An 11,836-nucleotide genomic window follows, 5' to 3' on the forward strand; every position below is an offset into this window, starting at 1 on the left:
GACGAGCCCCGCTTGGCGGGGGTGCACGCGTCGCCCCCCGACGCCCGGCACAAAACGCACCCCATTTTTCCATTGACGATCGTCAATACTGACTCGCCCTGCCCCGGGAAAATCGATGCGAAGAGCGCCGAATCCGGGGTGCGCGACGGAACACGCGTACCTCTTAACTCGTCCCTTATTCCGACAGGAGAGCCATCATGAAAGACGAAGAACTTCGCCGTCACGTGCTGGACGCCTTGGAGTTCGATCCCCGCGTCGATGCGACCGGCATCGGGGTCGCGGCTTCCCAAGGGGTCGTAACGCTGACGGGGCATGTCAGCACGTTCAGCGAAAAGTACGACGCAGAGAAGATTGCCGCACACGTGAAAGGCGTAAAAGGCATCGCGCAGGAGCTCGAAGTCCGGACCGGCTACGAGCAAGGAAACTCGGACGAAGAGCTGGCCAAGCGCGCGATCACCAGCATCGGCTGGAATGTGTCCATCCCCGACAACAAGGTGCAGGTCAAGGTGCAACACGGCTGGGTGACCTTGACCGGAGAGGTCAGTTGGAACTTCCAGCGCGTGGCGGCCGAAAGCGCCATTCGCCGCCTATCCGGCGTCAAGGGTGTCGCGAACCAGATCAAGTTGTCGAACAACGCGCAGATCAGCGATGTGAAACAGCGAATTCAGGACGCGTTGAAACGAAGCGCCGCGCTTGAAGCACACGATATTCAAGTGGCCGTGCACGACAGGCACGTCACGCTGATGGGAAAAGTGAATAGTCTGGCCGACAGGCGCGTCGCCGAGCAGGCCGCATGGAGCGCGCCAAGCGTCATCAGCGTGGAAGACAAGCTCACCGTGGGCTGATGGCGGCGCTTGCGCTGCGGCTTGCCGGCAGGCAACCGCCGAATCAATTGGCGTGACTCAACGCGCAAGGTAGGCGCGCACGAGTTCCATCAGATACTGGCCTTGGGGCGTCGGCGTGCTGTCACGCCGGCGCACGATGTACACATCCCGCGTAATGTCGGGATCCAGCACCGGAATCGACTTCAGGCCATAACCATGCGCCTCGAACAATGCCGGCATGATGGTCACGAAATTGCCCGACTGCACCAGCCCGATCATGGTGGCCAGCTGATCCACTTCGATGGTCCAGGGCAACTCCAGCCCGCGAGCATTGAGGACGCTGTCGATCTGCAGGCGGGTGGAACTGACCGGATTCAGCCCCACCACCGGCAGGCCGGGCAACTTTTTCCACGACAGCTTGCGGCTGCGTGGCGCCAGGGCAGAACGCTCGGCGTACACCAGGTTAAAGCCATAGGTGGCGACGCGCTCGGCCTCCAGGGTGGCGCCGAATGACACCGGCGTGGTGATGCCGAATTCCACCTCGCGTTCTTCGACCAGGCCCGTCGTGACGGTGGCGTTGCCGTCGCGAATCGACAGGTACACCTGCGGATGCCGCGCATAGAACTCGGGTAGCACCTTCGACAGCACCGAATAACCTACCGAAGCCACCGTGCTCACCATCAGCGTGCCTTCGTGCCCCCGCGCGCGGCGGGCTGCCTCGGTCAGGCTGGCATCCATCTGCGTCACGATAGGCAGAACGCGCTCGTAGAGCGCGCGGCCCACCGACGTCAGCACCACGCTGCGCGTCGTGCGTTCGAACAAACGCCCGCCAATTTCCGATTCCAGCTTCGCGATTCGCCGGCTCAAGGCCGACGTCGTGACGCACAGCAACGCGGCGGCCGACGTGTATTGACCCATGCGCGCCACGCAGCAGAACGCGCGGATATCTTCCAGATCGTAATTGATTCGCATGGATCAATAATGGTTGAAATTTTTTCGATAGACGTAACTATACGCGCTGGCCGAACATGCCGGCATTACTTCGACGAGCCATCATGAATCCACAAGGCAAGGGCATTTTCCTGAAATCGATGAGCAGCTTCTTCGTGGGCGGCGCAACCGCCGTGCTGGAAGGCCTGCCGGTCGAATATCGCAGCATGGTCCTGAACGGATCGCCGCGCGAGGTCAACCCGAACGGAGAACAGGTCTATGGGCAGATGTATGTCCAGGAGTACCGCCTGGCGCAGCCCCGCCATCCGGATCCGGTGCTGCTGTGGCATGGCGGGGGCATGACCGGCTGCACCTGGGAAACGACCCCGGATGGCCGAAACGGCTGGCTGTGGAAATTCCTGGACGCCGGTTACGACGTGCTGGTCAGCGATGCGGTGGAACGGGGCCGTTCGTCATGGGCACGGTTCCCGCAGGTGTATCGCGAAGCGCCCGTCTTTCGCACCAAGCGCGAGGCCTGGACGACGTTTCGCATCGGGCCTGTCTATGACCCGGACCCTGCGCGGCGCGAAGCCTATGCAGGGCAACAGTTTCCCACCGAGGCGTTCGACGCGTTCGCCAATCAATGGGTGCCGCGCTGGCCGGGCCACGAGTCCATGATCCTGGCGGCCTATGAAGCGTTGATCGACCGGGTGGGACATTGCCATATCGTGGCCCACAGCCAAGGTGCGGGCTTTGCAGCCGAAATTGCGCGCCGGCGGCCACGCGCGGTGCGCCGGGTGGTGGGCGTGGAGCCCGGCGGCATGCCGCAAGCGGCGCCGATTGATGCGCTGCCGCCGCATCTTGTGGTGTGGGGCGACTTCATCGAACCGTCGGGGTCGCACTGGGTCGGCTACCGCCAACAAGCCGAGCGTTACCTGGATTCCATACGGGGGTGCGCCGACGTAACGGTGCTGGACCTGCCCGAAAGCGGCATCGCGGGCAATTCGCACCTGCCGATGATGGACCGCAATAGCGACGAGGTGTTCCAACGCGTCCTGAACTGGCTGCAAAGCTAAAGAAGCACAAACGACAACAACGGGAGACAACCATGAATATCCGAACCCTTTCCAGCGCGGCGCTGCTGGGAGCCCTTGTGTTGGGAGGAACCAGCGCGGCGCATGCGCAGGCCTACCCCGCCCATCCCATCAAGCTCATCGTGGGCTACGCGCCGGCAGGCTCGGTGGACACGTTCGCTCGCATCATCGCCCCCGAACTGGGCCGCGAGCTGGGCCAGACCGTCGTCATCGAGAACGTCGCGGGAGCCGGCGGCATCATCGGCGTCACGCGCGCCGTCAACGCCAAGCCCGACGGGTACACGGTACTGATGGGCATCGTGTCCGACGTCGTGATCGCGCCCATTCTGCAATCGTCGGCCAAATACACCTACCGCGACCTGGCCGCCGTCGCGCCGCTGGGCACAAGCGGCGTCGGCGTGGTGGCGAACCCGAACCTGGGTGTGAAATCGTTCGGCGACCTGATTGCGCGCGCCAAGGCCAACCCGGGCAAGCTGACCTACGGCGCCACGGGCGTCGGCTCGCTACCCGCCATCGCCATGGAGAGCTTCAAGCTCACCACCGGTACGGACATCACCTTCATTCCCTATGCAAGCGCCTCGAAGATCGCGACCGATGTGATCGGCGGGAACGTGGATATCGCGGTGTCCGGGCTGCCCGCCCTGCTTGAACTGATCAAAAGCGGCCGTGTGACGGGCGTGGGCGTCATGAGCCGCGACCGCGATATCGGCAACCCGGACTTGGCGTCGGCGGGTGAAACGCCGGAACTCAACGGGATGGACTATTACTTCTGGACCGGAATTTTTGCACCGTCCAATACGCCGGAACCCATCGTTCAGACATTGAACGCCGCGTTCAGCCGCGTCATGGCCAAGCCGGAGATCCAGGCACGGTTCAAGGAATTGGGCGTGAAGGTCAGCCCGCCCACCTCGCCCACGGCGTTTGGGCAGTTCGTGGCGAGCAGCGATGCGCAATGGCAAAAGCTGATCGAAGAAGCGAAGATCCCGCGGCAGTAGGAGGAAGGGGCACAACAAAATGGCCCCAAGCTTTGTGAGCTTGGGGCCATTTTTTTGCCCTACCGATTGGTGGTCCATAGGATGGGCCACCAATCGTCTTTTCTTGCACTGCGGAAATCCGGAGACCCGCATGGATATTGGTCGGGGCGGTGGGATTCGAACTCACGACCCTCTGCTCCCAAATTAGAAACGCGCGAACGTCGGCGAACGCCAGCGAACGAATAACCAACTGATTCATAAGGCTTTATACAAATTTCCTTGTTCGTCGACGTTCGCTAATGTACGCTGACAGCCGCAAAAATGTTGTCCCATATGTTGTCCCATATGGCGCATGAGGCAGAAGAATGGAGAGATTCGAGGAAATATGACGAGATACCCAAAACGCGGAAAAGGTGCGCGGTGGACCGTCAAAGAACTGGAAGCGGTACCGGCGGAATGGGTCGGTGATCACCTGGCCGATGGGGACGGCCTGACTGGGGAAATCCGCATTCAGCGCGGCACGATGGCCGTGGTGTGGCGATACGCCTATCGCATGGGCGATAAGGTAAAGAGATTCTACTGCGGCTCATGGCCGGAGCGCACACTCGACGAGATCCGCTCCGCCAGGAACAAAGCGCGGGCGGACATTAAGGCGGGCCGCAATCCGTCAGCCGTCCGCGACTTGGAAAAAGCCCAGGTGCGGGAAGCTATGGCAGCTGAGTCTGCCGCTGTAACCGCCGCTGAAGAAGAGGCCACGACCGACGCCCTGTCGTTCCAAGAGATGTATAAAAGCTGGCTGGAATCGGGAGTGAAGCGAGCAGATGGCAACACCGAGGTGAAGCGCATCGTTGAAAAGGACGTGCTTCCCTTGATCGGTGAGACTCCCGTGCGATCAATTCGCGAGAAGGATATTGAGCGAGTGATCCGCTCGATTGTCGGCCGCGGTTGCAATCGGCTTGCCGAGGTGACTTACCAAATACTGGGCCAGATGTTCCATTGGGCAGAAAAGCGCCAACCATGGCGAAAGCTGCTTTCGGAAGGAAATCCGGTCGAGTTGGTTGAGCTCGGGGTGCTCCTGGCGGACGATTACGACCCGGATAACGCGCGCGAACGCGTTCTCCCGCCTATTGAGATTGTCGAGCTCCAGACTCGATACCGCGAGTTGGAGGAGCAGTATCTCGCTTCGGATGACAAGCGAAAGAGGAAGCCTCCATCCAAGGCGTTGCAGGCGGTTTCCTGGATCTGTTTGAGCACGCTATGCCGGATAGGGGAACTGCACCTAACCGAAATTACGCATCTCAATCTCCGAGAAGGTACGTGGTTCATTCCCAAGGCGAACGTCAAGGGCAGAAAATCACAGAAGCGCGACCACCTGGTCTTTCTGTCACCCTTCGCAGTCAAGCATTTCGAGACCCTTGTCAGCTTGGCAGGATCATCCCGCTGGCTCCTACCTTCGCGCGACAATGATGACGCGGGGGTAGACCAACCGATGTGCAAGCAGGCCTTTACTAAGCAAATCAAAGATCGGCAAGCCATGTTCAACGGAAAGCCCAAAGCACGCCGCGCTTCGGACAACTCCCTGGTGCTCGGCAAAGGCCAAAACGGCAATTGGACGCCTCATGATTTACGGCGAACGGGGTCGACCATCATGGAATCACTGGGAATCGATCCAAACATCATCGACCGCTGCCAAAATCACGTCATTCACACGGGCAAGAACCGTGTCAGGCGGCACTACCAGCTCTACCACTACGCCGACGAGAAGCAAGCAGCATGGGCGAAGCTCGGCGACTATTTGGAAAGACTGCTGTCGGGAGCCGTGGCGCCAGCCGAGCTTCAAAAGCGGCTGACCGCCAAGCAACTACTCGCGGCGTAAAAAAAGCCGAAGACCGTTCGGTCTTCGGCTGTTGGACGCAATCGGGCAAGCCTAGATCAAGCCCATCTTGGCCATAGAATGGCCGCTACCTGCCGCCACGATCACGTGGTCGACCAATGTCACATTGACCAGAGCCACGGCGTCCTTCAAGCGCCGCGTAACCTCAACGTCCGCCCTGCTTGGCTGCGACGAACCCGAGGGATGGTTGTGGGCAATCAAGATGGAATGCGCGTTGTGCCGAATAGCCGCCTTGACGACCTCGCGTGGATACACGCTCGTCTCAGACAGCGTGCCTCTGAACATTTCCTCGAAAGCGATCATTCTCAATTGCGCATCAAGGAACATTACGCCGAACACCTCCACGTCCGACAGCGCCAGGCGCGTCACGATATAGTCGATGGCGGCGGACGGCTTGTCCACTGGCAAGCGACTACCCAGCGCCCCCTCCAATTGCCGTGCAGCCGCACGTAGCAGCTCTTCCGGGGTTGCGGCTCGATAGAGGCCGCCCGCCTCGCATACAAGCGGGGCGCCCTGGACATCCTGCGGCACCTGCCTTTCTCCTGCCCAGGCGCGACTGAAACTTAGTTGCATTGCTCTCTCCAATAGCAAGGGTTGCCTACCAACCCATTAATGATCGGTCGTCAACAATGGAGGGTGTCAGAATTGGGGACTCGCCATGCGCAGTCAGCTCTTACCAATGGACATTGGGCTATACCTAGAGCTCACACCTAAGAAGCCGGCTTTCCCGGGCACGCCATTTGCTAACTTGACTCGGTTCCACTTTCTCAAAGGAGCGGCAATGTCTGACGATCTAAGTAACCGCGGCCCGCAAGACCGCGCCCGGGTGAACGTCAATGAGGCTCACGAGCTCAAATATTGGACGCGTGAATTCGGCGTCACCGAAGACAAGCTTCGGCAGGCCGTAAAGGAAGTTGGCGTTTCCGTCGACGCGCTCCGGAAGCACTTCTCGTCGCCCCCACGCTGAGGCGACGCATCCCCACCCTTGGCTGGCAACCGCCATTTGTCGCAGACGCTGCTACAACTGTTCGTTGCTAAGAGCGGGCCCAAGATCCGAATAGGCATAATCTTTGTCGATTACCTTCGCATCGGATTTAGCGCCACGACCGCTTCGGCGTGGTCAGCAAGGGCGCGGCCGGGACTCGGTGTCTCCGTGCCGATCTCTTGGGAAGAGCTGCCACAGCTGTCCAGCGGGGCCCAATGGACCATCACCAACGTAGTCGCTGACAAACGTCCGTTGTGCCTGAAAATTTGACGAGGGTGGCTTGCTTGATCAATCGACTGACATGGATCGGGTGTGGTCTGTCACCAAGGACGGATCCCGGCCAAGACCGGTCACTAGCCCACGCACCGAAATCCGGCCAAAAACGGAAATTAGTCCTGTAAATTTACGAGCTAAGAAAAACTCAAGAGGAGAGGCGTATGAGTTCTGGCAAATACTACATTTCCAACGGTTACATCTACGGCCCCAAAGAGTCAGGTCGTTTCTATATTCAGAATGGCTACATTTATGGGCCAAAAAATAGCGGCAAATACTACATCTCAGATGGCTACATCTACGGTCCGAAGAAGAGCGGAAAGTTCTACATTTCTGACGACTACATTTACGGCCCCAACGAAGAACTCCCCTGGCTCGAAGATTAACTTTGTAGTAACCCACATTGCAGATGCGACGAATGGCCACGAGTGACATTTGATGGTCCCCCAAAAATCTCAACCGAGGATTCCCATGAGATGAATCATGGGGTATCTGTGAGTATTCACGGGGCAACAAGGGAAATCTCCAGTACTTTTGCTTCCCGGCAACCCAATCTCCGGTGAACTCAGCCCATCAGGCCAAAATCCCTATCTCTTCGCCCTCAAACCAGCCAGTTTTCAAAACGGCCTCGCGCGCCGCTTGAGGGTTCTTCGACCAGAGGACTAGAGCCAGGCTCTCCTCCGCTCGACTGCAGGTGACGTAGAGCAATCGAAGGGTCCGGTCGACTGATGTCTCATCGCCCTCTTCGATGCTCTCCAAGTCGGAATCGTTCAGCGCCTCGACTCCGAACACCCTTTCGTAAGAGAAGCCGCTGCCCTTCGCTTCAAGGTCATCCATAACGACCATGACGTGCGGAAACTCTGAACCTTTGACCACCTGGTGGGTGGCCAACTCGGTTTCACCACGCAAGTACTGCCGATAGCGCCCAATCTCCTCCCATTCAGTGTCGAAGAGTGCACACCAACCCCTGCGCCGTCTGACTTCCTTGTCCTCCTTGCCTCGGCCAACTGGAGCCGGCGGAGGCTCAGACTCATCATTGAACGCCGTCACAAAGCGGGCATCAACTTCAAAGACACCCGCTTCAAGCAACGGACGCATAACGTCGCGAACGGTACTCCCTGGCTTACGAGTGAGCGTCGCGAACTCTGCTATCGCTGAACTGAGTTTGTCCAAGGCCGCTCGCTTTTCGACCACATCATCGGGAAGGTTTGCTAATGCTGCGGCCTGTCTAAGTACCTCCATCGAGGAGAACTCGTCGAGCTGACCGGCTATGTCGACGCATTCCGCCAAGTCAAGGACCGAGCCAAGTAGCGGTCGCACCATGTTCGGACCCGAGCGCTCACCATTGCTCTTGGGGTTCGCAGCATCCTTGTCCAGGAGCTGCATCGCGCTGTACGCGTCGAGGAACCGTCCTCGCTTGGCCGCAAGCTTGTGTTCCAGCGCCAGCGTCTTGTATCCCTTCTCAGCATCACTCCAGGCGTTTTGTCCTGTAACTTGAGCCATGACACGAGCACAGCCCGCCTCCTTCTCCATCTTCGACTCCGTGACCTCGTTCGCATTGCCAATGAAGATTCGAACGATGCCACCGGTCTTCTCCGTCCGCGGGTGCTGAGCGAAGCCTGTCTTCGGCTGGGTCCGCCCAACCACGTCGGCATCCCAGATTGCGTTGATGAGGTCGACGATTCGCTTCTGGCTCCGATGGTTCATCTTCAGCGCTGGCACAGCCCACGTGTCCGGCACATGCGATGGCAGGTCCCTATGGCCATCGGGATAAATGCGCTGTCGATGGTCTCCCAGTAGACCGAGATGGAATCTCCCCGGTCGCTCCTTAGCCACGCCGAGCAACGCATCTAGTATGCCCTTCATGGTGTCCTGCGACTCGTCGATGAGAACGAGGGGATGGCGGTCCTCAAGGATTCGACGCAGCGTAGGTCGGTTGCTGATGAGCCACGCCGCAACGCTCAGCACGCTCGTGTGCGACAACGCTCCCATACCATGGGTTGTCTTGTCAGGGTGATAGAGGAACTTGGTGATGCCGCGGATCTCATCGGCCTTCTCTTCAATCTCGGCATACTTTCTGCGGTCCGTCTCGGTCTCTCCACGCTTCTTCGCCGCTGCTGCCGCCTTGGCTTCCGCAAGGGCGTTAGCGTTCAACGCGAGCAGAGCATCTTGGATGTCCCCATCGAAGCCTTGGATGAGTTCCCAGCAGAACGAGTGGATGGTGGAGACTACGGTCAGGCGATTCTCCCCCAACCGGCCGCCAACCACTGCCGTGGCGTTCTTCGTGTACGTGATAACTCGGACCGTTTGACCTCGGCTACGCAGGCGCTTAGCAAACTCGCTGCCGGCTTGATGCTCAACCACTCCCGTGATTCGGCGGAGTACTTCCACCAGGGTGCGAGTCTTTCCTGAGCCAGCTCCAGCGAACAGGAAAAAGCTGCGCGGTGCCGCGGCGGTGACATAGCCGCAGATGTCCTCAACCACATAAGCATCGCGCTCATTGCCTCTAGGCTCCACGTCCGCGCTCATGGAGTCTCCCCCTCAGTGACCTTCAGCTGAGCACTCAACCAAGTCAGTGCGTCAGCGATATAGTCCGGGCACTTCAGATTCGTGCCAGCGTTTAGCCGCTCAAACAGCGTCGCGGCAAAGTCCCCCTTGCTGAATGAGCCATGAAGCATGTCGTGCAGTTCCTCGAGAAGCTCCGCGTGGTCAGGGTGGTCGAGAACGAGCCCCAAGACCTTGCCCAGCGTCCCGACGTGCTTCACCTTCTTCCCATCGACATCCTTCTCGTTGTCCAGTTTCTTGAACCAGTCGATGTTCGTAAGGATGAGAGAGTCTTCGAACGAACTCGGCCACTGGTTACTCGCTGCAGTCACCGGAGCCTGCCAGGCAAAGCGCACCTTCAGGCCCGTGGGAGACACCCACTCAAGATGTGCCGCAGTCGGCTTGCCGTAGTCGTTGAAGCTCGGCAGGTTCGGATGCCACTTCGTCAGCGTGTCGTTCCCGCACTCGAGCTCCGCTTGGCCCGCGATGTGGACTGCAGCCCGGACCAAGCGACCCTTCTTGTTGATCTTGGGGATGACCGGGTCGAGGTCGGTGACGACGGCCGTCGGGATGCCTAGACGTTCCACAAGTGGTTTAAGCCTGTGCGCATGGCTCCCTCCGATGTCCAGGAACGACAGGTACTTCTTGGCAAGCCTAGGAAAGTCCCGTTCGATAAACAGCGGCACAAGCATTCGCTCTGCTGTTCCTTCCACAAAGATGGCGGCATCAGCGAACAGCAGATCGGTGTGCTGTACCTGGAAATAGCGCTCCGCAAATGTCCGGGTTTCGATGTCGTCGCCGAACGCATCGCCAAGGTTCACCACCTCCGTGCTCGGCTTTGCTCCAGTAGCTGTACCTGGAATCCGCTTGACATATCGAAGTCGGGTGAAGCTGTCGCCATGGGCCAGATGGCTTGAGTGAGTGCTGATGAGCAGTTGGCTCTTGAGGCTCGAATGCGGCTCGCCCTTTGGTTTAATGAGACCCAACGCGTTGGATGAGAAGTTGCGCTGGACCTGCACGTGAAGGTGAGCTTCAGGCTCCTCCACCATCACAATGTGAACCGCAGCCGGCGCTCCCTCGGGTGGATTCAATCGAGCCGTCCGGAAGGAAACCAGCATGAAGCTGAGCGACTGCAGGTTCTGATATCCGAGACCGATGGAGTGCTCTGGAAGGGCCTCATCTAGGACCGTTTTGTCGGCGCTGTACTGCACAGCAGTACTGTGGGCAAGTAGGTCGGTCGTCTTGATTCGGGTGCGGAAGTGGAACTGCTGTGGGTCGTGTAGGCCCGGGTATCCGAGCACCTCGACGTCTTCCATCGCTGGCTGCAGTGCGTTGTAGACGGACTTGTCCAACTCTGCCTGCGCTTTCGCAATCGCAGCAATCAGCTCCTCGCCGTTCCCATAGCTGCTGGTCGAGACGTTCAGATGTTGCCGCGCAAACTTCAAAAGCTGGCTTGAGAACAAGCCTGGGCGAGAGTTCGCCGTCTCCGACTTTGCTTCGTCCTCCTCGGCACCGAGGCCTCGCTGCGCCGCAACGAAGTCAACACGAATGAGCTTGCGAAGGTGGCTGATTTCGACTTGCGTCGCGCCTGCCGCCAAGTCCTGAAGGGTCACGTCCTTCTTGACCGCAAGCGGCCCCTTTGCCGGGTCAAGGCGATATGCAGAAACACGGCGAAGGTCGGCGGGATTACCGAGCCAGTAGTCGATGATGTCAACGGGCCAAGCATGGCCGTTCTTCGGCAGAGCCTTCACGGGCGCCCGGGCAGCGCGATACGCGCCGGCCAGCTTTCGTAGGTCCTTGGTAGTCGACACCGGCTCCAGACGAACTCGGACGCCTACAGCCCCGCCTGCCCACTTCAGCGATGTGATGAACGGCGCTACGTAGTTGTAGGCGCCCTCCTTCACGTCGAACCAAAGGTCCACGAACGGCATGCATGCGAGAAGTTTCTGAAGCTGCGCCGCCCAAGCCTCCTCATCTTTGGTCTCGGTTGTCGGGTCATCAGCAAGCACCTCCCAGGCCTTGCTGAGGTCGCGCAGCTTGGCCCAGTTCGACAGGCTCAAGTCGTAGGCGCGGAAAGCCGATGTCTCGCTCAGAAAGTTCCGAAGGACCGTAAGCAGCGAGGTCTTCCCGCTATTGTTGGCCCCCACCAATATGGTGGTCTCTTCATCGAGGTCAAGACGAGTGCGCGACAGCCGCCGAAAGTTACAGACTTCTATGCAAGCTAAGCGGACGGGCGAAGAGGCGAACCCTGCTGCGCTTGTAGCCGCTGTGGCTGTTCCAGGCGCTTCTGGGAAAGCTACAGGGACTGCTATACGAGC

Annotated in this window: 10 protein-coding genes and 1 pseudogene; 7 read left to right on the forward strand and 4 right to left on the reverse strand. The window is 59.3% G+C overall.

The window, feature by feature from the left end; translation table 11 throughout:
- Positions 1-197 precede the first annotated feature (197 nt).
- Entirely contained in the window at positions 198-845 is a 648-nt protein-coding gene (locus LN047_RS20425; RefSeq protein ID WP_056326861.1) for a BON domain-containing protein, read from the forward strand.
- A 57-nt stretch (positions 846-902) separates the two neighbouring features.
- Here the strand turns inward: LN047_RS20425 and LN047_RS20430 are convergent, their stop codons facing one another.
- Positions 903-1,796 (reverse strand): LysR family transcriptional regulator, encoded by an 894-nt coding sequence (locus LN047_RS20430; protein WP_373980049.1) that lies wholly within the window; start codon positions 1,794-1,796, stop codon positions 903-905.
- 83 nt (positions 1,797-1,879) lie between these two features.
- Here LN047_RS20430 and LN047_RS20435 point away from each other — a divergent pair, with 83 nt between their 5' ends.
- The 3 genes from LN047_RS20435 to LN047_RS20445 all read left to right on the forward strand — a co-directional run bounded on the left by LN047_RS20435 (position 1,880) and on the right by LN047_RS20445 (position 5,698).
- Positions 1,880-2,830: an esterase gene (locus LN047_RS20435; protein WP_373980050.1), complete on the forward strand. Its 951-nt coding sequence runs from the start codon at positions 1,880-1,882 to the stop codon at positions 2,828-2,830.
- A 32-nt stretch (positions 2,831-2,862) separates the two neighbouring features.
- Positions 2,863-3,843, forward strand: a complete 981-nt coding sequence (locus tag LN047_RS20440; RefSeq protein ID WP_346543018.1) for a tripartite tricarboxylate transporter substrate binding protein — start codon at positions 2,863-2,865, stop codon at positions 3,841-3,843.
- 331 nt (positions 3,844-4,174) lie between these two features.
- Positions 4,175-5,698, forward strand: a complete 1,524-nt coding sequence (locus LN047_RS20445; protein ID WP_373980051.1) for a tyrosine-type recombinase/integrase — start codon at positions 4,175-4,177, stop codon at positions 5,696-5,698.
- 51 nt (positions 5,699-5,749) lie between these two features.
- On the opposite strand, the gene LN047_RS20450 is transcribed toward LN047_RS20445, so the two are convergent.
- On the reverse strand, positions 5,750-6,289 hold the full coding sequence (locus tag LN047_RS20450; RefSeq protein ID WP_050448423.1) for a JAB domain-containing protein: 540 nt from the start codon (positions 6,287-6,289) through the stop codon (positions 5,750-5,752).
- 208 nt (positions 6,290-6,497) lie between these two features.
- Here LN047_RS20450 and LN047_RS20455 point away from each other — a divergent pair, with 208 nt between their 5' ends.
- From LN047_RS20455 to LN047_RS20465, 3 genes and pseudogenes are all read left to right on the forward strand, one after another.
- Positions 6,498-6,683 carry a DUF3606 domain-containing protein gene (locus tag LN047_RS20455; RefSeq protein WP_033470914.1) on the forward strand — a complete coding sequence of 62 codons (186 nt, stop codon included), beginning with the start codon at positions 6,498-6,500 and terminating at the stop codon, positions 6,681-6,683.
- A gap of 33 nt (positions 6,684-6,716) precedes the next feature.
- Positions 6,717-6,935, forward strand: a pseudogene (locus LN047_RS20460) (ATP-dependent DNA ligase); the annotation flags it as partial.
- Between the two features lie 203 nt (positions 6,936-7,138).
- A complete protein-coding gene (locus LN047_RS20465) occupies positions 7,139-7,360 on the forward strand; it encodes a hypothetical protein (protein WP_152553252.1) in 222 nt (73 codons plus the stop codon).
- 187 nt (positions 7,361-7,547) lie between these two features.
- Here the strand turns inward: LN047_RS20465 and LN047_RS20470 are convergent, their stop codons facing one another.
- Entirely contained in the window at positions 7,548-9,503 is a 1,956-nt protein-coding gene (locus LN047_RS20470) for a UvrD-helicase domain-containing protein (protein WP_033470911.1), read from the reverse strand.
- Positions 9,500-11,830, reverse strand: a complete 2,331-nt coding sequence (locus tag LN047_RS20475) for an AAA family ATPase (RefSeq protein WP_370641233.1) — start codon at positions 11,828-11,830, stop codon at positions 9,500-9,502. The genes LN047_RS20470 and LN047_RS20475 overlap by 4 nt, the downstream gene beginning before the upstream one ends.
- Positions 11,831-11,836: the final 6 nt, after the last annotated feature.

The organism is Achromobacter sp. JD417 (assembly GCF_041879325.1).
In the GTDB taxonomy this organism is placed as follows: Bacteria; Pseudomonadota; Gammaproteobacteria; order Burkholderiales; family Burkholderiaceae_B; genus Achromobacter; species Achromobacter mucicolens.